The organism is Oenococcus sicerae (genome assembly GCF_004102045.2).
In the GTDB taxonomy this organism is placed as follows: domain Bacteria; phylum Bacillota; class Bacilli; order Lactobacillales; family Lactobacillaceae; genus Oenococcus; species Oenococcus sicerae.
Map to the genome: position 1 here is coordinate 1491212 of NZ_CP029684.2, position 22244 is coordinate 1513455.

Below are 22244 nucleotides of genomic sequence, written 5' to 3' on the forward strand. Positions count from 1 at the left end.
TTTAGGCGATTTTTTGTGAGGTAAAGAATAAATGGCAAAAATTACTGCTGCACTAGTTAAAGAATTGCGCGACAAAACAAGCGCAGGTATCATGGATGCAAAAAAAGCCTTAGTTGAGGCTGATGGAGACATGACCAAAGCAATCGACGTTTTAAAAGAACGCGGCGTTGCAAAGGCTGCTAAAAAGGCAGATCGCGTTGCAGCCGAAGGAATGACTGATGTCCTTGAAGATGGCAATCGTGCTGTGATCATTGAATTGAATTCTGAAACTGATTTTGTTGCGACCAACGAACAGTTTTTGGATTTGCTCCATTTAACTGCCAAAGTTATTTTAGCCAACAAGCCAGCTGATTTGAAAGCAGCTCTAGCTCTAACGATTGATGGCGGTACGTTGAACGATACGATCGTACAGACTTCTGCTCACACTGGTGAAAAAATTACACTCCGTCGTTTCGCTATTGTTGAAAAGACAGATAGTCAAGTTTTTGGCAGTTATTCGCACATGGGCGGCCAGATTTCTGTCATTACATTGCTGAACGGCAGTGACCAGTCTGTAGCCAAAGACGTTGCTATGCATATCGCAGCCATTGCACCGAAATATCTGAGTCGTGCAGATGTTCCTGCAGAAATTGTTGAACACGAAAAAGAAACCCAATTAAAAGCTGATGATATTGCTAATAAACCCGATAATATCAAGGAAAAGATTGTTGAAGGCCGTTTAGGAAAATTCTTGGATGAATTAGCTTTATTAAACCAACCATTTGTTAAAGGCGATGGCGAATCAGTTGCGGAATATCTCAAAACAAAGGATGCAACGATTCAGTCTTTTGTTCGCTATCAAGTTGGTGAGGGTATTGAGAAACAAGAAAGTAATTTAGCTGAAGAAGTTGCTAAGCAGATCAACGGTTAAACCATGGCTGAAGCTCAGTTTCATCGTATTTTATTAAAGCTGTCAGGCGAAGCCTTGGCCGGTTCAGCTGGTACAGGCATTGATTTGCCGACTGTCCGTAGAGTGGCTACTGAATTAGCAGATATTAAAAAAACTTATCCGCAGGTGCAAATTGCCATCGTAAATGGCGGCGGCAATCTTTGGCGCGGCGAATCAGCAGCAAAAGCCGGCATGGATCGTGCTAGAGCTGATTATATCGGCATGCTCGGTACTGTTATGAATGCCTTATCGTTAGCAGATGCATTGGAACAAGCCGGCGTTGTCACACGCGTTTTGACTGCTATTGAAATGCGCCAGATTGCTGAACCTTACATTAGGGGCCGAGCAATTCGTCATCTTGAAAAGGGCCGAATTGTAATTTTTGGTGCTGGTACTGGATCGCCTTATTTTTCCACCGACACAACGGCTGCGCTCCGGGCAGCTGAAATCGATGCTGATGCAATTTTGATGGGTAAAAATGGTGTTGATGGTGTATATGATTCGGATCCGCGAAAAAATGTTGAGGCAACAAAATTTTCAGAATTAACATACGATGAGGTTCTACAGAAGAATTTGAAAGTTATGGATTCAACTGCTGGTGCAATGGCCAAAGATACCCACATGCCGTTAGTTGTTTTCAATTTAAATGAAACCGGCAATATTAAAAAGGCGATTGAGGGTCAAGATATCGGCACGGTGATTAAGGGAGCAAGATGACAATTAATCTAAAAGAAGTCAAAGAACGCATGAGTAAAGTGAGCAAAGCGCTACAGAATGATTTAACCAACATTCGAGCTGGGCGTGCTAATCCAAGCATTTTGAATAAGGTACAAGTTGAATATTATGGTGCACCAACGCCTTTAAACCAGTTGGCAAGTATTCAAGTTCCAGAAGCTCGTGTTCTATTGATCGCACCTTATGATAAAACGTCTTTAAAAGCTATCGAACAAGCGATCTTTGCTAGTGATTTAGGGTTGACACCACAAAACGATGGTGTTGCAATCCGCTTAATTATTCCTCTTCTCACTGAAGACAGCCGTAAGGAACTAGTTAAACAAGTTAAAGCTGAAGCTGAGAAAGCCAAAGTCGCGGCTAGAAATACCCGCCATGATTTTATGGCTGATTTAAAAAAAGATAAAGACGTTCCAGAAGATTTACGACATAAAACTGAGGACGATATTCAAAAAGCAACCGATGATGAGATCAAAGAACTCGATCAAATTGCAGTAAACAAAGAAAAAGAATTAATGGAGATTTGATGGCATTATTCAAGATGACCAAAACAAAAGATAGCAATAAAGTAGAAGTCATCTTGCCCGAACATGTTGCAATCATTATGGATGGTAATGGCCGTTGGGCTAAGCGTCAGCATAAACCGAGAATTTTTGGCCACAAAGCTGGTGTCCAAACTGTTAAAACAATCACACTTGCAGCGAATAATTTTGGCGTTAAAATATTAACTCTTTTTGCTTTTTCAACTGAAAATTGGGGCCGACCAAGTGATGAAGTCAATTATTTGATGAAACTGCCGATTGATTTTTTCAATACTTTTGTCCCTGAACTAATTGAAAATAATATTAAAGTGGAGGCAATCGGCGAATTAGATGGTTTGCCTGAAGCAACTCGAAGAGCCGTCTATAATGCTATCAATGATACGTGCGATAATACCGGGATGATTTTGAATTTTGCCATGAATTATGGCAGTCGCACGGAGATCATTGACGCGACAAAATCAATCGTTGACCAAGTTTTAAAGGGCAAAATTAAGACGGATGAAATTGACGAACAACTGATTAGTGCAAATTTATCAACGAATTCGTTGGGTGATCATGCGGACCCAGATTTGATTATCAGAACTTCCGGAGAACAAAGAATCAGTAATTTTTTGTTGTGGCAAGCTGCTTACTCTGAGTTCTATTTTTCTGACAAGCTGTGGCCTGATTATACTGCTGAAGATTTTGAAGAAGCTTTGGCGGCCTATGGAAATCGTGACCGTCGTTTTGGTAACATTAAGGAATCATGAAAACACGAGTAATTACAGGCGTTGTTGCCTTACTAATTTTTGTTCCTTTTGTCGTCAAGGGCGGCATTCCGCTGACCATTTTAATGACCTTGCTTGGCATGATAGCTGTTGGCGAACTTTTATTTATGAAAAAGCGGCTATTAGTGAGTTTTGAAGCGGTCATTTCGTTTATAGCTGTGACCATTACGATCTTACCTAATAGTTTTTGGATTGCCTTACCTTCGCCAACTTTTTTCAATCAGCATACGTTAATTTATTTTTTTATTTTGCTAATACTTTTAACAACTGTGTTATCAAATAATAAATTGACTTTCGATGATGCCGGTTCGCTTGTTTTGAGTGTTTTATATATAGGTTTTGGTTTTCACTTTTTCTTACAAGCCCGTTCGGAAAATTGGCAGGCTTTTGTTTTTGGTCTGATCATTGTTTGGCTGACTGATAGCTTTGCATACATAATTGGCCGCAAGTTTGGTAAACATAAATTAATTCCTAAGATAAGCCCAAATAAGACTTGGGAAGGTTCGATCGGCGGCAGCTTGGTTGCTTCGATAGTTGGCATTATTTTTGCGCTTTATAGCAATTTTGCGCCAAATTTCGATTTAGTCGAAATCATTTTGGTCACGATTTTTCTTTCAATTATTGGACAATTTGGTGATTTGGTTGAATCTGCTTTAAAACGTTTTTACGGAGTGAAGGATTCAGGCAATATTCTGCCAGGGCACGGCGGTATTCTAGATCGTTTTGATTCAATGCTGCTCGTCATGCCCATGATTATTTTGCTGGGGTTAGCCTAAATGAATTTAACATCTATCGTTGCTTTTATTGTCGTCTTCGGTGTGATCATAACTATTCATGAATTTGGTCATTTTTTTGCTGCAAAAAAATTTGGCGTAGTTGTTTATGAGTTTTCGATTGGTATGGGACCTAAAATTTTTGGTAAAAATAAAAATGGCACGAACTACGTACTTCGGCTTTTACCGGTTGGTGGCTACGTTTTGATGGCTGGTGCGGATCAGGACAACGAATACTTAAATGATCTGCGTCCTGGAAAAGTCGTTAAAATTAAATTCTCTGATGACAAAACAGTCAATTTTATTGATATTTCGGATGATAATGATGATGTTAGCGAACAGGTTCTACGAATTACGGCTATTGATTTGAGCAATAAATTGATGATTTCGGGCATAAGCGACCAGAATACTGGTGACGAGGTCAGCTATCAATTATCAACAAAAACGCAAATTAGAGTTGAGAAAGATAGAATTATTCAAATTGCACCAAGAGAGCGTCAATTGACACATATCGCCATTTGGAAACAAGCAATTGTTAACTTTGCTGGTCCTTTCATGAATTTCGTTTTAGCCATTGTTCTGTTTATTGGTATTGCTTTTGCATTTGCAAAAGTTCCTGTATCGAATTCCCAGATTTCACCAATTGCGCATTATCCAGCGGCTCAGCAGGGCCTGAAAAAAGGTGATCTGATCACGAAAATCAATTCCACGAAGGTTTCGAATTGGAACCAATTAACTAGTGCTATTTCGCAGCAAAAAGGGCAAACGGTCAAGGTGACTTATAGGCGGCAACACAAGACGAAAGTGATCAGAATTAAACCAAAAAAAATAGTTGAATCTGGTCAGACACGTTATTTGATTGGCGTCGAACAATATACAACTAGTGGTTTCTCAAATCGCATTCGTTATGCCTATTCAACATTTATCAATGGTGCCAGTTCGATTTGGCTGGCTTTAGGGCATTTAATCGTTCATCCGAGTCTAAACCAGCTTGGTGGTCCTGTTGAAATTGCTAAGACAACAAGTACGGCAGCCTCCGATGGTTTTCTCAGTTTGGTTAATTTAACAGCTTTTCTCAGTTTGAATATCGGTATTTTTAATCTCATTCCAATTCCAGTCCTAGATGGCGGTAAACTTTTATTAAATTTGATTCAAGCCATAAGGCACAAACCTTTGTCTGACAAAATTAACCAATCTGTTACGATTGCCGGCGCTGTTTTTATGATTTTATTAATGATCGCAGTTACGATTAATGATTTATTGAGGTGAAAGATGAAACAATCCAAATTATTTATTCCAACAGAAAAGGAAGTGCCGGCTGAAGCTCAGGTTAAGAGCCATATTTTTATGCTGAGAGGCGGTTTTGTGAGACAAGTTGCAGGCGGTATCTATGCTTATTTGCCTCTAGCAGATAGAATTATTAATAAAATCGAGACAATTATCAGACAGGAAATGGCTGAAATAAGTGCCAATGAAATGCTGATGCCAGAAATAATTCCTGCTGAACTGTGGAAAGAATCTGGTCGTTTTTATACTTATGGCCCGCAGATGTATCAATTAAAAGATCGGCATGATCGTGATTTCATCATGGCGCCAACGCATGAAGAAACTTTTACGAGAATTATTTCCGATGAAATAAAATCTTACAAGAAATTGCCCTTGATCGTTTATCAGATTCAACAAAAATTTCGTGATGAATTGCGTCCAAAAAACGGTTTGCTTCGCGGCCGTGAATTCATTATGAAAGATGCTTATTCTTTTTCTGCTGACTCAAAGGGGCTTGACGATGCTTACGATGCTATGGAATCGGCTTATAAAAAGATTTTCGATCGAGTTGGTTTAAATTTTCGTGAAATTATCGCCGATGCAGGCGCAATGGGTGGCAAGGCTTCGGCAGAATTTCAAGCGATCGCAGCGACAGGTGAAGATATTATTGCCTACTCCGATCAAGGAAATTATGCAGCGAATATCGAAATGGCTGAGGAGTTTTTTGAAAAGAAAGTACCTGTGGAAACGGCTGAGAAAATGGTTCTAGTTGATACGCCAAATACCAAAACAGCACAAGATGATGCCGATTATTTAAAAGTAGCCTTACATAAAATTGCAAAGTGTATTGTTTTTAAAGCTGATAACCAATTGGTGACTGTTCTATTGCCAGGTGATTATGAAGTGAATGAAACGAAAGTTAAAAATTTTTTGCATGCTGACAAGTTAATTGAAGCTGATGCACTGACTGTGTTTGATCGATTTTCAGCACATTTTGGTTCTTTAGGACCGATTGGTTTAGATCAGGACAAGATCAAAATCTTGGCTGATCGTACACTTGAAAATGAGTCAAATTGGTTCGTTGGTGCTAATCAAGATGGTAAACATTTTGCCAATTTTAATTTAGATCGTGACCTAAGTAATTTTGAAATTGGTGATTTCCTGACAGCTAAAGAAGGAGCCGTTTCTCCTGATGGACAAGGCAAATTAGTCTTTACAAAAGGAATTGAAATTGGTCATATTTTCAAACTTGGTACTTTCTATAGCAGCAAAATGGGTGGCCAAATCCAAAATGAAAAAGGTAAGCTTACTGATATTATCATGGGTTCTTATGGTATCGGTATTTCTCGATTACTATCCGCGATTGCAGAACAGTCAAACGATGAAAATGGTTTTATCTGGCCAAAATCAGTAGCACCTTTTGATATTCATTTGATCACGATGAATACAAAAGATCAGCTTCAAAATGAACTGACCGAAGAGATAGAAACAAAATTGAAAACAGCTGGATTCGATGTCCTTGTTGATGATCGCAAGGAACGTCCGGGCGTTAAATTTGCTGATTCGGATTTAATTGGTATCCCGCTTCGTATCGTGGTTGGCCGTTCTGCAGCGGAGCGAAAATTAGAAATGAAAGCTAGAAATGAAAGCGAAACAACAGATATTTCTGCTGATGATGTTGTTTCATACGCCAAAGATAAATTCAATGAACTAAAATAACTTTAATGTCTGAAAATCAATCTAAACTACAAATTTTGCTGAAACAAATTGGCCATGGCCAAGATGACCTAATCGATCAACTGCGGGGAGCTGTACTAAACGATGTTCAAGTATTTCCGGAACAACGTAAATGGCTTTTTGAGCTTAGCAGTGATGTTTTTTTGGACACGACTTCTTTAGCACGTTTTATTTTAGATGCCAAAGCAATTTTTTCCAAAGAAAATATTCATTCTGAATTTCGTTTTAAAATTGAAAAAAAAGCCACAACTGTCCAGCTAAACGATTATTGGAATCTTGTTTTGGCGCTCATTGCTCACAACACACCCTACACTAATGAAATTTCTAGAGGGATTGAATTTGTGAACACAGGCGAACAGCTCGAGGCTTTATTAATGACTCAGGCCGGTATCGATTATTTTTCCAATCTTAAAGGGCTGATTGATCAGGCATACGTTTCCTTGGGTGTTGATTTGCCATTTGTTTTTGCGATCGATAGCAAGAAACAAGCCGAAATACAAGAACGCTTTGCGAACTCGCAAGCAGCTGAAATTCACGAATCAGCCAGTGAAGTTGCGCAGACTGCTGAACCAAATTTCAAATCTAATGTTTTACTTGGAAATCCTATTTCGGATTCAGCCAAGTTAACGATTCTAGATGAGATCAATGATGGCGATAATGTCGTCGTCGAAGGTTACTTATTTAAGTCTGATTATCGCGAAACCAAACGTGGCGGGGCAATTTTAACAATTGAGATCACGGATTATACGAATTCTGTTTCAGCAAAAGTTTTCTCAAGAAGTAAGCATGACAATGAAGTTCTGAAAAATATGCCTAGCGATCTTTGGGTAAAAATCCGAGGCAGGGTAGCCGTTGATGACTATATGGGCGGGGAACTGTCGCTCAATATTAACGATATGCAAACGATCGAAAAGGAAAGTGATTCTGATCCGATTGCAGAGGGCCAAAAACGGCGCATTGAGCTGCATGCGCATACAACTATGACAGCTTTAAATGCTGTTAACTCAGCTAGTGAGCTGTTTAGTCAAGCTGCTCAATGGGATCAAGAAGCTTTGGCAATTATGGATAATGCTGGTGTTCAAGCGTTTCCAGAGGCGGCAGCATCAAGCAAAAAATATGCTGTTAAAGCTATTTATGGCCTGGAAGTGAATTATGTTGAAGATGGCGAACCAATCGCAATCAATACACAGCACGAGGTTTTAAAAGACCAGTTGTACACTATTTTTGATATTGAAACAACGGGTCTATCGGCTGTCAACGATAAAATCATTCAATTATCAGCCGTGAAGATGAAAAATGGCGTGGTTATTGATACTTTTGACGAATTCATCAACCCTGGTTTTCCTTTATCCGAACAGACGATCAATTTAACTGGTATTACTGATGATCTTGTCAAAGATAGCAAACCTGAGGCAGAGGTTTTGAAGCTGTTTCAGGATTTTTATGCGGGTACGATTTTATCTGGCCACAATGTTATTAAATTCGATTATGGTTTTGTCAATCATGCGCTTTCGATGCATCAAATGCCTAAAATCGATAGTTTAGTGATTGATACCTTGAATCTGGCACGATGGCTTCATCCATCTTTTGGGCGCTATACATTGGATTTTTTGTCAAAAAAGTTCAGCGTTAATCTAGAGCATCATCATCGTGCGATTGACGATTCGACTGCAACTGGTATGCTGCTGCATTTGTTTTTGAAGGAAGCTGAAGATGATCATGCGGTCATTTTTGATCAGCAGCTGAATGAACATAGCGATGATCATGCTAGTTGGCGTCAAACGAGACCAACTCATTTGTCGATCTTAGTACGGAATCAGACTGGTTTAAAAAATCTTTACAAGTTAGTCTCTGAGTCAAATATTAATTACTATTATCGTGTTTCTCGAACACCAAAAAGTCTTTTGGCCAAATATCGAGAGGGTCTTTTGATCGGTTCTGGCGATGTCGGTGGCGATTTATTTGATACATTAGCCCGAGAAGGTATTGATAAAGCTGAAGAATTAGCTCGACGAATTAATTTTGATTATCTTGAAGTTCAGCCTTTAGAAAATTACCAGCCTCGGATCGAATCTGGTTTTATCAAAGACCAGGCATTATTGACCAATTTAGTGAAACAATATGTTAAGTTGGCTGAAATTCTTAAGAAACCATTAGTTGTAACGGGTGACGTTCATTATCTTGGCGAAAAAGATCGTATTTATCGCACGATTCTTTTAAATTCTAAAATTGCTCGATCATCTGCAGCTGGTGAAACACGATACACCTTAGCTGATCTTTCAATGAAAAAGACGCAGACTTTGCTCGATGAATTTGCTTTTCTTGGTAAAGCGAAAGCCTATGAGATCGTTGTTGAAAATACACATAAGATCAACGACATGATCGATGATGTTCAACCACTAAAAAATGGTCTATCAACACCGAAAATCGAGGGTTCAGAGGATATTTTGCGGAAAAAGACTTTCGCTCGTGCAAAAGAAATGTATGGTGATCCTTTGCCTGATATTATTCAAAAGCGTTTGGATCGGGAATTAAATGCCATTATCGGTAATGGTTATGCGGTTATTTATGTCATTAGTCAGCGATTAGTGGCTAAATCCAATAAAGACGGTTATTTAGTTGGCTCTCGTGGGTCTGTTGGATCATCATTGGTTGCAACGATGATGGGTATTACCGAGGTCAATCCTTTGCCGCCACATTATCGTTCGATCAATGGCAATTATACAGAATTCGTTGATGATATCAGCGTTTCCTCTGGTTTTGATTTGCCAGAAAAACGCAATCCGCTTGATGATACGATTCTGATCGGCGATGGACAAAATATTCCTTTTGAAACTTTTTTGGGTTTTAAAGGTGACAAGGTACCTGATATCGATCTAAATTTTTCTGGTGACTACCAACCGATCGCTCACAACTATACAAAAGTGATGTTCGGTGAAAATAATGTCTTCCGAGCCGGTACTATTGGCACAGTTGCTGAAAAAACGGCTTACGGTATGGTTAAAAACTACGAAGAAGCAAATGACCTTCACTATCGAAAAGCCGAAGAAGACCGCTTGTCTGATGGCATTACAGGTGTTAAACGGACTACCGGTCAGCATGCCGGCGGTATTATTATTATTCCGTCGGATCATGATGTCTACGATTTCACGCCAATTCAATATCCGGCTGATGATGTTAATTCGAACTGGAAAACAACACACTTGGATTATCATTCCATTCACGACAATGTTTTAAAAATGGATATTCTAGGTCATGATGATCCGACACTATTGCGAGCTTTGCAGGATATGTCAGGAATTGATCCAAAGACGATCCCTGTGAACGACTCCGGTGTTATATCACTATTCACTTCACCAAAGGCTTTGGGAGTCACCGCAGAAGAAATTATGTCGAATACTGGAACCCTTGGTATTCCAGAATTTGGAACTAATTTTGTTCGTGGCATGCTCGAGCAGACAAAACCGCACAATTTTGGTGAATTATTGCAAATTTCTGGCCTTTCACATGGTACAAACGTTTGGAATGGCAATGCTGACGAATTGATTAAAAATGGTCAAGCTAATATCGGTACTGTCATTGGAACCCGCGATAAGATCATGACTGATTTAATGTCTTTTGGTCTTGAATCTTCTGATGCTTTTCAAATCATGGAAAAGGTTCGTAAAGGTAAAGGTATTTCGCCTGAACACATGGAGATATTGAAGTCTCATCCTAAAGTTCCCAATTGGTATATTGATTCGATGCAGAAAATTCAATATATGTTTCCTCGAGCTCATGCGGCGGCGTATGTGACTTCTGCGTTAAGAATTGCGTTTTTCAAAGTTTATTTCCCGGCCATTTATTATGCGGCTTATTTCTCAGTTCGTGCCAAAGATAAAACAATTGATGCGGTCGGTATTACGCAAGGGAAGACGAAAGTGCAGGCCCTCGTTAAAAGTTATCGCAGCCGTTACAATGATCTGAATAAAGAAGAAGCTAAAACATTGGCTATATATGAAATTGCCAATGAGGCTTGGCAGCGCGGGATCGAGTTTAAAATGGTTGATCTTTACGAGTCAGAGGCCTTCGACTGGAAAATCAATGGCAATCAGATTATTTTGCCCTTTATTGCTTTGCAGGGTCTAGGCGACAACGTTGCTAAAACAATCGTGGCTGCTCGAGCCGAACATGAATTTATTTCAAAAGAGGATTTGGCAAAACGCGGATCAGTTAATAAAACTTTGATTGAATTCATGGATCAAAATCATATGTTAGATGGGATGACCGACGCTAATCAAATGGACTTATTTGCCATTTAACCCTAAAAATGTCATAATTATTGAGTCATACGCAAGTAAATCGGACACGGAAGGAGGGATATTTCATGGCAAGTATTATTGTTCGTCATAATGAGTCGTTTGATGATGCACTGCGCCGCTTCAAGCGTGGTGTCGCCAAGGATGGGACCCTTCAAGAAGTTCGTAAGCGTGAGTACTATGTAAAACCTTCAGTTGCTCGTAAGCTCAAAAGCGAAGCAGCTCAAAAGCGTGCTCGTAAGCGTGCTCGTAACGATCATTAATTTTTCAGCGGCCGCAAGGCCTTTTTTTATATAAAAACAGGAGAAATATGAGTTTAACAAGTGAAATTCAATCAGCTATCATTACAGCGATGAAAGCCAAAGACAAACCAACCTTAAGCGTTTTAAGAATGCTCAAGGCCGCAATTTCTAATAAGCAGATCGAAATTGGTCATGAACTATCAGATGAAGAAGTAATAGGTGTTTTAGCGAGCGAAGTCAAGTCTAGAAATGATTCGATCAGTGAATTCAAAAAAGGCAAACGAGATGATTTAGTTTCACAGACAGAAAATGAGATCAAAGTTTTGCAGCAATATTTACCCGCACCATTGTCTGACCAGGAGCTGCAAGAATTGGTGGCACGAGTCATATCTGAGCTTAATGCTAATGGTTTAAAAGACATGGGAAAAGTGATGGGCAAATTATCAGCTCAGACTAAAGGACGCGTTGATGGTGGCAAATTAGCTGCGATCGTGAAGGAAAAATTGGGTGCTCAATGAGTCAGAAAATCAGTCGTGAATTTTCATTAGACAGCCCGGAGCAGCTGCAAAATGTCATTGGCAATCAGGACAAATATTTGGCGATTCTGGAACAGGGACTAAGTGTCGATATCAGTCAGCGCGGTAACTCAATCATCGTTGATGGCGAAGAATCAAAAGTTAATGCTGCTGCCTTGGTTTTGCTTGAATTAATAAAGTTGATCAAAAAACATATTTTGCTTAGTTCATCCGATGTTGCCAACGCCATTAGTATGCAAAAGAAGGGCACTTTAGCGTATTTTTCGGAACTTTATTCAGAGTCTTTGATCAACGATGCTCGCAATCGCCCGGTTAGAGTGAAGAATTTTGGTCAGCGGCAGTATGTCGAATCGATCAAGAAGAACGAAATTACCTTTGGCATTGGTCCCGCTGGTACTGGTAAGACTTTTCTGGCTGTTGTGATGGCGATTTCGGCTTTTAAAAAAGGTGACGTTGATCGCATTGTTATTACAAGACCGGCAGTTGAAGCAGGCGAATCATTGGGATTTTTGCCAGGTGACCTAAAAGAAAAAGTTGATCCTTATTTGCGACCGATCTATGATGCGATGGACGCTATCGTTGGTTCTGAACAAGCTGGTCGTTTGATCGAACGTGAAATCGTTGAGGTAGCGCCTTTGGCCTATATGCGTGGACGCACGCTTGATAATGCTTTTATTATTTTAGATGAGGCTCAAAATACAACTCCGGCACAGATGAAAATGTTTCTAACGCGTTTGGGATTCAATTCACGTATGCTAGTCAATGGTGATATTTCGCAAATTGATTTACCGCATGGCTCCAAACAATCAGGGTTGATTCAGGCTCGCCGAATTCTTCAAGGGGTCAAGTCGATCGGCATGGTTGAATTCACACACGATGACGTTGTGAGACATCCCTTGGTTGGACTGATCGTCGACGCCTATGAACGAGATGAAAAGAAAAGAGAAGCTGAAGAGCATGCTTGATGTGGTAGTTTTAAATGATCAACAAGAAGAATTAACAGGCAAGGACGCAGAATTGGTCAAGAAGGTATTAGCATCCGCGGCTGATTTTATGAAACTGGATCGTGATTATGAAATGTCCGTGAATTTTGTCGATGACAAGAAGATTCACGAAATTAATAAAGAATACCGCAATACTGATCGGGCAACGGATGTGATTTCATTTGCTTTAGAAGAAGCTGATCGTATTCATATTGATGGTGTTCCAGAGGAATTAGGCGACTTGTTTATCAGTTTGGATCATGCGCAAGCGCAGGCCGAAGAATATGGTCACAGTTACGAGCGTGAGCTAGCTTATCTGGCTGTCCACGGATTTTTACATTTATTAGGGTATGATCATACTAAGAGCCAAGCAGCAGAAGATGAAATGTTTGGTTTACAAGACAAGATACTAGAAAGATATGGACTCACAAGATAAAAAACCAGTTATGCCAAAGCGCAAGAGCTATAAACGCAACAAGACTTTTTTTGCTGCGCTTTTTAATGCATTCAATGGTATTTGGATCATGATTAGCCGTGAGCGCAATTTCAGAATTCACATCGTCATCGCATTAGTTGTATTGTGGGTAGGAATCGAGTTTCATTTAAGCCGCTCAGACTGGCTTTGGGTAACAGTGGCTGTTTCATTTGCGATCATTGCTGAAATTTTGAATACAATTATTGAAGCTGTGGTTGATTTAACAGTTGGTGATCGCTACGATGATTTAGCTAAATTAGCTAAAGATGTTGCTGCAGCTGGTGTGGTTTTTGCTGTTTTTGTTGAATTTGCTATTTTAGCGATTATTTTGCAGCCTTACCTTTGGCACTGGCTAGGAATACATAATTTATTTACTTACTAATGGAGACTATTTTGGACAAAGAATTTAAATCAGGTTTTGTAGCTATTATTGGCCGGCCTAACGTGGGTAAATCAACTCTTCTAAATAACATTATTGGTCAAAAAGTTGCGATCACCTCTAATAAGGCTCAGACAACGCGCAACAAAATTGCTGGCATCTACACAACTGATCAAGCACAAGTTGTTTTTTTGGATACGCCTGGCATTCATAAGCCACATAATAGCCTTGATCAATACATGGAAAAAGCTAGTTTTGGCGCCTTGAATGAAGCTGATGCGATCTGGTTTGTTGTCGATGCTTCTGAAAAGCGCGGCCCTGGCGACAATTTTATTATTGAGCGATTAAAAGAAGTTCAAAACACACCGGTTTATTTATTGGTCAATAAGATCGACTTGATTAAAAACAAAAATGATCTTTTCAAGACGATCGCGAGTTATACAACAAATGCGATTGATTGGTCGGAAGTTTATCCGATCTCTGCTATTTCCGGTGAAGCTGTTGAAGAACTTGTTGCAAATATCATTGAAAAACTGAATCCTGGTCCACAGTTTTTTGCAAAAGACCAAATTACAGATCATCCAGAACGTTTCCTGGTAGCCGAATTAATCCGTGAGAAAATTTTATTGTTGACCGAACAAGAGGTACCGCATTCTATTGCGATTGTAATAGATTCAATGAAAAAAGATGGTGAAAATGGCAAACTTCATATTCAGGCCTCGATCATTGTCGAACGTGCTTCGCAAAAAAATATTATTATTGGTAAACAAGGCAGTATGATTAAGAAAATTGGTCAACTGGCTCGCAAAGATATCGAAAATTTGCTCGGTGATAAAGTTTATCTAGAAACTTGGGTCAAAGTTGAAGCACGTTGGCGAGAACGACCGCAATCTTTACAAGAACTCGGTTATAATTCCAAGCAAGATTTCTAATGACTGATAAAATCTCTGGCATTGTGATCGGTGTTCGCGATTATTCGGAAAATGACTCTTTGATCAAAATCATTAGTCCAGCAATTGGTATCAACAGTTACTTGGCTCGCGGCAGCAAAAAAACAAATAGCCAATTAAAAATTGCCACACAACTTTTTGTTCATGGCGATTTTTTTGGCCGTTTTCCTAAGAGAAGAGGCCTTGGCTATCTTAATTCAATTGAGTCTGTAACACTATTCGACCAAATCTCGTTAGACATTGTTTTGAATGCTTATGCGAGTCATATTGCTGAATTGCTGATTGCTGCTTTTGATGAGAACAGTGAGATCGATCACTGGTACTTAATGTTTATACAAGGCTTAAAAAAAATCAATGATGGCCTTGATCCACAAATTATTGCAAACATTTTCGAAATTCAATTACTAGCAGTATTTGGCGTTGAACCAAATTTAAGAGCTGATCCGATTGACGGCACCGTTGAAGGTGAATTTGATTTTTCGGAACAGTATAATGGCATTCTAGCCAAGCAGCACTACGCTTTAGATCCTCATCGCTTGCATGCAAATCCGAAGGCAATTTATTATTTGCGATTATTTTCGGAAATAAAAGTTTCGCAAATTAATTCAATTCAAATCTCGGCGAACATCAAACGAAGTTTGCAACGTGTTATTAATTTGATTTACGATCAACAAGTTGGCCTGAAAACACGTGCACGTCGATTTATCGAACAAATGGAAACACTTCAGAACAAATTCCCAGAAAATCCAACGAACTGATAAAATAACTGAAAGAAGGTTGACAAAATGAGCTTAACAGATCGCGATAAAATCGAAATTTTTCAAAAGATCGTTCAATTTAATAGTGAAAATGCAAATGAAGCAGCTATTGCAAAATACATCGGTAGTTTGTTCGCGAAATTTCCAAATGTAACGACTCGTTATATTTCAGCTGATACTGATCGTGATTCTGTTGTTATTACGATCAAAGGCAAAAGTCCCAGTAATAAAGTGTTGGCTTTTTCTGGCCACGAGGATACTGTTTCTGCAGGGGATCGATCTGCTTGGCAATATGATCCTTTTGCCGCTGAAATTCATGAGGGTGTTTTGTATGGTCGTGGTGCCGACGATATGAAAGGCGGTTTGTCAGCGCTGGTTTCGGCAGCCTTGGATCTTACGACTGACGGTTCTGATTTTGCAGGCAGCCTTAAATTGATCGGCACAGTTGGTGAAGAGACCAGTGAAATCGGTGCAAAACAAATCACTGAAAGCGGCAGTTTGAATGACGTGTCGGCTTTAATTTTGGGCGAACCGCGCAAAGATTTTCAGATCGGTTATACAAACAAAGGTGTCATTGATTATCAGGTTTATGCTACTGGCAGGTCCGCACATTCTTCGGTGCCGGAAAAAGGGGTCAATGCTATCAATGGTCTGCGAAAAGTGATGGATGCTTTTGATGCTTACTTCGCCAGCCTGACACAAAAAAATAGCATTCTTGGTTCTTTTACAAATGCTTTCACGATTCTAAAAGGCGGCAAACAGCTGAACCAAATTCCTGATCAAGCGGTTCTTGGCGGTAACATGCGGACGATCCCGGAAACGCCCAATGATGAAATCATTGCGAAACTCAATGAAATTATTGATGATTTAAATGAAAAACAAGCAGTACAGTTAAGCTTAAAAGTAGTTTTTCCTGAATTACCCTTGCCGGTGCAGCCGGTGACTGAATTTACAAAATTAGCGCAGGCCAAGATCAAAGAGGTTACTGGTAGATCAGGTGATCTCGTAGCTGGTACAGGAACTAATGAAGCTTCTGAATTTATCAAAGGTAGTGCTAAGTTTCCAATTTTGATTTTTGGTCCAGAGTCGGATGAATGTGCACATGCTGTTAATGAACATTTAGCTGTCAATATTTATTTGCAAGCAGTCGAGATTTACACAAGGATTGCCAAGTCTTATTTAGTTTGAAAACTGCATCATATAGCCATTAATCTTGTTTTTAAGCTGGTAAAATAGTAGTATTTCAGTGTATTCAAATTTGTGTTGAAACTTTGCGGCGATCGTTGAGCAAATTTGCTTGTTAAAGTGTCGTCGTTTTCAATCGGCGGAAATCAGGTGGAACCGCGCGTCAGCGTCCTGATAGCAATTTTTTTGCTGTTGAGGACGTTTTTTATTTGCCAAAACAAAAAATTGCTTCAACTCATAATATGGAGGAATCAATGAGCAATAAATTATCAATGCAGAATATCATTTTAACTTTGCAGCAGTACTGGGCTGACCAAGGAGCTAACCTCATGCAAGGCTACGATAACGAGGTCGGTGCCGGAACGCAAAGTCCTTATACCTTTCTGAGAGCTAATGGGCCCGAACCTTGGAATGCCGCTTACGTTCAGCCTTCGCGTCGACCTGCTGATGGCCGTTATGGCGATAATCCAAATCGTTTATTTCAGCATCACCAATTTCAGGTAGTTATGAAACCATCTCCTGAAAATATTCAAGAATTGTATTTGGGTAGTTTGGAAAAATTAGGCATCAAGGCTTTGGAACATGATATTCGTTTTGTAGAAGATAATTGGGAAAATCCGTCAATGGGAGCAGCAGGTATCGGTTGGGAAGTCTGGCTGGATGGTATGGAAGTCACTCAATTCACCTATTTTCAGCAAGTAGGCTCAATTGAAGTTGACTCAGTAACCTCGGAGATCACTTATGGTTTGGAACGTTTGGCATCTTATATTCAAGATGTTCCATCTGTTTATGATCTTGAATGGGGCAATGGTGTTTTGTATGGTGATATCTTCAAAGAACCAGAATTTGAGCATTCAGTCTATTCCTTTGATCAATCTGATGAGAAAATGCTTTTGGAAAACTTTGATCAATATGAAACAGAAGCTAAACGATTGATTAAGCTGGGTCTTGTTCATCCAGCCTACGACTACATTTTAAAATCCAGCCACACTTTTAATTTGTTGGATGCGCGTGGTGCTGTTTCTGTTACCGAAAGAGCTGGTTACATGCATCGTATCCGTAGTATGGCACACGCCGTTGCTAACGAATTTATTATCGCGCGAGCAAAGCTTGGTTTCCCTTTATTAAAAGATCCTCAGCTTCGTAAGCAATATATTGGCAACAAGGGCATTTATACAAAAAAGCTGGCTAAATTAGCTGCAAAGGAGTCAGGAAATGTCTGATAACGAAACACGTTATAGTCCAGAACGAACCGCCAATTTATTAACGGCTTATAAAAATGCCGATACCAAACACAATTGGTTTTCGGGTCAAAATCTAGTCTCCGCGGCGTTATTTGGCCAATTTTTTTATGAAACAAATTTTCGCTATAAAACAGCGGCTGGTAAAATCTATATCTTAATTTTTACAAGCGACAAACTTGCGCATCGTGTTCTCAAGGATGGCTTTGCGTTGACTTTTCCGATCATCAAACCGATTTTGATCGATCAGGCAATTAGAATTGCGACTGACGAGCGCCTTGATGGCTTGATTTTTGACTACAGCCAAATTGATTTCAATTTAACGATTCAAGATTATGAAAATAATGTTTTGAAACGAATTCAATTGCTGAATCAAAGCTTGAAAAATGACCAGCTATTAAAAGAAAATGCTGTCACGATCAATGAAAAAATAACGGAAACGATTGCTGATAAAATTAGTTTTCTCGTGCCCGGGAGGATACTGCTGGATAAGCAAAAACAGCTTCACCACTCTTATATCACACTGCATAACAGTAGTGATCAAACAAAATGGATATCTGTTTTTACAGATATTGAAAATCTCAAAGAATGGTCAAAGGCATCTTTTGCTGAAAATTTTCACGATGAAAGTATTTCAGTTTTTCTGATGTCTAAAAAAGAACTTTTGGATTCTCAGGCAAATGGCGATTTTCATTTAACTGAAGATATTGATGCTGACGGCATTGTGATCGATGCGCCTCAACGAGCTGGAATGGGTCAAATCGTTGAATTGAAGGGAGAAAAATAAGATGGCTAACTATTTATTGGAGATCGGTTTGGAAGAAATTCCAGCGCATTTGGTGACGCAATCAGAAAATCAATTGATCGAACGTGTGAAAACATTTCTTGAAGAAAATTTGTTGAAATATGAAAAAATTCAAGATTTTTCAACACCGCGACGTCTAGCTGTTTTGATCAATGGCTTAGCAGATCATTCCCAAGCAAAAGATGAAGAACATCGTGGACCTTCCTTGAAAGTAGCCAAAGATGTTGATGGCAACTGGACCCGTGCCGCTGAAGGTTTTGCTCGTGGTCAAAAAGCAACAACGGCAGATTTTACAGAGCGTGACGGCTACGTTTATTTGCGTCAGCATATTAATGGCTTGCCGGCTTACGAAATTTTAACGCATATTGGTACTGACGTTATCGAGAAAATGAAATTCTCAACTTATATGAAATGGGCCAATTATAAATTAGAGTATGTTCGTCCGATCCGCTGGCTGGTTTCGCTTTTAGATAGTGAAGTGGTGCCATTTAAGATTCTCGATGTGACTGCAGGAAATTTGACACGCGGACATCATTTTCTCAGTAAAGCTGGTATTCAAATTCCTAATGCAAACAGTTATAAGGACATCTTAGCAGGAGCAAATGTTATAGCCGATGCTAAAAAACGCAAAAACTTGATTCGCAGCCAGGTCAAAAAAATAGCGGCAGATCATGCTTGGAATTTACACATAGATGAGAATTTGCTCGAGGAAGTAACCAACATTGTTGAATTTCCAACAGCTTTTGCTGGCAGCTTTGATGAGAAATATTTAGCTGTTCCAGATGAGGTGCTGATTACGAGCATGCGTGATAATCAGCGTTTTTTCTATGTGACTGATGCAAAACAGGCATTGCTGCCTTACTTCATATCGGTTCGCAATGGAAATGGACAGCAAATCGAAAATGTCGTTCGCGGTAATGAAAAAGTCTTAGTTGCACGTCTAGAAGATGCCAAGTTCTTTTTTGAAGAAGATCGCAAACACAGCATTGATTTTTTCATGAAAAAAGCTGAGCATTTAGTTTTCCATGAAAAAATCGGCAATATTGTTGATCATATGAAACGTGTTTCCCAAATAGCAGCCTTGCTAGCTGATCAATTGAATTTTACCGAAGAACAAAAAACTGATTTGATGCGATCTGCTGCGATATATAAATTCGATTTAACAACGGCCATGGTTGGTGAATTTTCTGAACTTCAGGGAACCATGGCGGGTATTTATGCTGGAATTTTTGGTGAAAATAAAACTGTCAGCCAAGCCTTATCCGAACAATATATGCCAATTTCGGCTGATGGGACGCTGCCTAAAAGCGAAGTGGGTGCTTTACTAGCTCTAGCGGATAAGTTTGATGTGCTGTTTTCTTTCTTTACTGCCAAAATTTTGCCGTCTGGTGCTAATGATCCTTATGGTTTGCGCCGAGCTGCTTTAGGAATCGTACGTATTGTCGATGATCGCAGATGGAATTTTTCAGTTCGCAAATTACTGATTTCCTTAAAACAATTGCTTGATCAGCGTGCTGATGGTTTTAATATCAAAATTACGGATCCTCAGGATCTCAGCAAGGAATTGATTGATTTCTTTTTGGATCGTATTCGCCAACAGCGGTCCGATGTCCGTTATGACTTAGTTGACGCGGCGACTAATCAAGTCAAAGAAGGCATTATAAATTATATTTTCAAACGAATCAGAATTCTGGCAAGCCACACATCCGATCCTGATTTTCGCGAAACAATTGAAGCTTTAACACGTGTTCAAAATTTAGCAGAGAAGAATCCTAGTAACGCAAAAGTCAACCCTGAGCTGTTGCAAAGCGCATCGGAGAAACATTTGTATGAATTGACAAAACAAGAAAAGGCTGATCAGCTGCTAAGCGAGGGTGAAGAAAGTATTTACGCCAAATTTGCCTTGTTAAAAGATCCAATTAATGATTATTTTCAAGAAAACATGATTATGGATAAGGATCCACAGATCCAAGCGAACCGAATCGCACAGATTAATTTGATCAGTCATTTAATTGCACAGCTTGGCGACTTGCAAAAAATCATTGTCAAATAGCTGTCAAAAATATGATTTTAGTTGCTGTAGGAGCAGAATTAGGCAACATGTGAGGACTAGAAAATTTGCCGAAAATGATTTTAGATTATTTTTAATAGTGCGTAATACAAATTATTTCATAGTTTACAAAAGACAATTAACCATGCGCTGCTAGAAGCTGTCCACACCTTTCGCGGGGAAAATTGGTATAATTTATCACAAGCAATTATACCTAATGACTTTAGTAGCGATTTCTGGAATCGCGTTAACAGGAGTTTAGTGACTGGCCAATTTCAGTTCACGAAAATAAAAAGTAGCGTGTTAAAACCTACTTTTTATTATGTGATGGTTGGTGATAACCCAGAAGGATTTACGACTCGAGTTTACTCTCCTGAGTTACAGCCGCTGATTTCAAATCAATTTGTGCCATTTTACTTTCAGGAATTTTGGACAATTGAAAACATTGCATTACGTGAGAAGTATAGGGGCACACCTTTTATATGAATAAAAATTTTCTTAAGATAATCATAAACGACGGTGTTGTAACTGTTGCTACACAAACATTTAATTTATTCCTAATTTGGTATTTTGCAGTCAAGTTACATCGCCAAGATATGGTAGCTTTGCTTGGAGCATTGCAAGTCATCGAAATAGTTGGAGGGCCGATTGGTGGCGCTGTTGCTGACATGATTAACCCAGCTAAAATTTTAAAATGGGTATCTTTAATGCGCATAGGTGTGACTAGCATCCTGTTTTTCTCACTTTTTCAAACGCATATTAATCTCACAATTTGGTTATTACTCAGTTTTTCGACTTTCAACTCGTTACTTTCCGTCTTTTATGCTTCTGCGGTGGAGGTATCAACATATAAGTTTGCTAAAAATGAAAGCGAAAGAGTAAAGAATAATGCTGGTTTTTTCTGCGGTCTCTGGAATTTCTAGCATTCTATCGGGATCATTATTGGCGTTCATGATAACTTATTTAGATGTTCAATCGTCAACTATATTAATTATTTTGTTAATTGTTTTATCTGCAATTGGCATTTTAAATATTTCAGTTGCAAAAAATTTAATTCCTGATGTGGTAATGGACAATAATGTCAAGTTTAAATTTAACGAAGCAGTTATCAATACTTTTCGAGGACTAAGGCACATATTGCATGAACCTGTCATTCAAACAGTTATGCCATACGCATTGGTAATGAATTTTTTATATTGGACTTTTTGGTATATTCAACCAATCTACTTAAATGACAAACTACCAAACATTGAATATGCTTTTTCACTTCAACAAATAGTTATCTCCGCCGCTAGTGTTGTAGCCACTATCGTTATTCAGCATAAGCATACTTTAGTCATGAATTACAAAAGTCACTATCGTTTACTATTATTGATTCAGAGTGGCGCTTTATTTGTCCTGTCTTTGCTATATTCATTTATTAATAATGAAGGAATCTTGATTACTGGGTTAATTGGTTTTTTGGGCTTTATTATATAGTTTGTTTAATACTTTTACTGGAATCATTCTTATCACACTATTACAAGAAAAAATCGATAACAGGATTTTAGGGACTACTTTGAGGACAATATTCACTTTACTAATGGTAACAGCACCT

The 22244-nt window shown here is 39.0% G+C and carries 21 protein-coding genes; all 21 read left to right on the forward strand.

Translation table 11 applies throughout. The annotated features are described in order from the left end of the window. Positions 1-31: 31 nt before the first annotated feature. The 21 genes from tsf (at position 32) to DLJ48_RS08615 (ending at position 22126) form a co-directional block, all read left to right on the forward strand. Positions 32-910 (forward strand): translation elongation factor Ts, encoded by an 879-nt coding sequence (tsf, locus tag DLJ48_RS07650; RefSeq protein ID WP_128686879.1) that lies wholly within the window; start codon positions 32-34, stop codon positions 908-910. Positions 911-913: 3 nt separating this feature from the next. Next, positions 914-1645 carry a UMP kinase gene (gene pyrH, locus DLJ48_RS07655; protein WP_128686880.1) on the forward strand — a complete coding sequence of 244 codons (732 nt, stop codon included), beginning with the start codon at positions 914-916 and terminating at the stop codon, positions 1643-1645. Next, on the forward strand, positions 1642-2187 hold the full coding sequence (gene frr / locus DLJ48_RS07660) for a ribosome recycling factor (protein WP_128686881.1): 546 nt from the start codon (positions 1642-1644) through the stop codon (positions 2185-2187). The genes pyrH and frr overlap by 4 nt, the downstream gene beginning before the upstream one ends. Beyond that, positions 2187-2951: an isoprenyl transferase gene (locus DLJ48_RS07665; RefSeq protein WP_128686882.1), complete on the forward strand. Its 765-nt coding sequence runs from the start codon at positions 2187-2189 to the stop codon at positions 2949-2951. Before frr ends, DLJ48_RS07665 begins: the two co-directional genes overlap by 1 nt. Further along, complete coding sequence (locus DLJ48_RS07670) at positions 2948-3745, forward strand: phosphatidate cytidylyltransferase (protein ID WP_128686883.1); 798 nt, start codon at positions 2948-2950, stop codon at positions 3743-3745. Before DLJ48_RS07665 ends, DLJ48_RS07670 begins: the two co-directional genes overlap by 4 nt. Next, positions 3746-5011, forward strand: coding sequence for an RIP metalloprotease RseP (rseP, locus tag DLJ48_RS07675; RefSeq protein ID WP_128686884.1), 1266 nt, complete (start codon positions 3746-3748; stop codon positions 5009-5011). 3 nt (positions 5012-5014) lie between these two features. Further along, positions 5015-6727 (forward strand): proline--tRNA ligase, encoded by a 1713-nt coding sequence (locus DLJ48_RS07680; RefSeq protein WP_128686885.1) that lies wholly within the window; start codon positions 5015-5017, stop codon positions 6725-6727. A gap of 5 nt (positions 6728-6732) precedes the next feature. Next, positions 6733-11046 carry a PolC-type DNA polymerase III gene (locus DLJ48_RS07685; protein ID WP_128686886.1) on the forward strand — a complete coding sequence of 1438 codons (4314 nt, stop codon included), beginning with the start codon at positions 6733-6735 and terminating at the stop codon, positions 11044-11046. Between the two features lie 65 nt (positions 11047-11111). Next, positions 11112-11306, forward strand: coding sequence for a 30S ribosomal protein S21 (gene rpsU / locus DLJ48_RS07690; protein ID WP_128686887.1), 195 nt, complete (start codon positions 11112-11114; stop codon positions 11304-11306). A gap of 47 nt (positions 11307-11353) precedes the next feature. After that, positions 11354-11803, forward strand: a complete 450-nt coding sequence (locus tag DLJ48_RS07695; RefSeq protein WP_128686888.1) for a GatB/YqeY domain-containing protein — start codon at positions 11354-11356, stop codon at positions 11801-11803. Continuing rightward, on the forward strand, positions 11800-12786 hold the full coding sequence (locus tag DLJ48_RS07700) for a PhoH family protein (RefSeq protein WP_128686889.1): 987 nt from the start codon (positions 11800-11802) through the stop codon (positions 12784-12786). The genes DLJ48_RS07695 and DLJ48_RS07700 overlap by 4 nt, the downstream gene beginning before the upstream one ends. Further along, on the forward strand, positions 12779-13240 hold the full coding sequence (ybeY, locus tag DLJ48_RS07705; RefSeq protein ID WP_128686890.1) for an rRNA maturation RNase YbeY: 462 nt from the start codon (positions 12779-12781) through the stop codon (positions 13238-13240). The genes DLJ48_RS07700 and ybeY overlap by 8 nt, the downstream gene beginning before the upstream one ends. Then, positions 13224-13661, forward strand: a complete 438-nt coding sequence (locus DLJ48_RS07710; protein WP_128686891.1) for a diacylglycerol kinase family protein — start codon at positions 13224-13226, stop codon at positions 13659-13661. The genes ybeY and DLJ48_RS07710 overlap by 17 nt, the downstream gene beginning before the upstream one ends. Then, complete coding sequence (gene era / locus DLJ48_RS07715) at positions 13661-14590, forward strand: GTPase Era (RefSeq protein WP_419776160.1); 930 nt, start codon at positions 13661-13663, stop codon at positions 14588-14590. The genes DLJ48_RS07710 and era overlap by 1 nt, the downstream gene beginning before the upstream one ends. After that, positions 14590-15366, forward strand: a complete 777-nt coding sequence (gene recO / locus DLJ48_RS07720; protein ID WP_128686892.1) for a DNA repair protein RecO — start codon at positions 14590-14592, stop codon at positions 15364-15366. Before era ends, recO begins: the two co-directional genes overlap by 1 nt. A gap of 27 nt (positions 15367-15393) precedes the next feature. Beyond that, positions 15394-16554 (forward strand): ArgE/DapE family deacylase, encoded by a 1161-nt coding sequence (locus DLJ48_RS07725; RefSeq protein WP_128686893.1) that lies wholly within the window; start codon positions 15394-15396, stop codon positions 16552-16554. A 251-nt stretch (positions 16555-16805) separates the two neighbouring features. Next, entirely contained in the window at positions 16806-17774 is a 969-nt protein-coding gene (gene glyQ, locus DLJ48_RS07730; protein WP_128686894.1) for a glycine--tRNA ligase subunit alpha, read from the forward strand. Further along, positions 17767-18579 carry an SseB family protein gene (locus DLJ48_RS07735; protein WP_128686895.1) on the forward strand — a complete coding sequence of 271 codons (813 nt, stop codon included), beginning with the start codon at positions 17767-17769 and terminating at the stop codon, positions 18577-18579. The genes glyQ and DLJ48_RS07735 overlap by 8 nt, the downstream gene beginning before the upstream one ends. Before the next feature lies 1 nt (position 18580). After that, positions 18581-20650 (forward strand): glycine--tRNA ligase subunit beta, encoded by a 2070-nt coding sequence (gene glyS / locus DLJ48_RS07740; protein ID WP_128686896.1) that lies wholly within the window; start codon positions 18581-18583, stop codon positions 20648-20650. Positions 20651-21129: 479 nt separating this feature from the next. Beyond that, positions 21130-21570: an MFS transporter gene (locus DLJ48_RS08610; RefSeq protein WP_243148570.1), complete on the forward strand. Its 441-nt coding sequence runs from the start codon at positions 21130-21132 to the stop codon at positions 21568-21570. Further along, entirely contained in the window at positions 21536-22126 is a 591-nt protein-coding gene (locus DLJ48_RS08615) for a hypothetical protein (RefSeq protein WP_243148571.1), read from the forward strand. The genes DLJ48_RS08610 and DLJ48_RS08615 overlap by 35 nt, the downstream gene beginning before the upstream one ends. Positions 22127-22244: the final 118 nt, after the last annotated feature.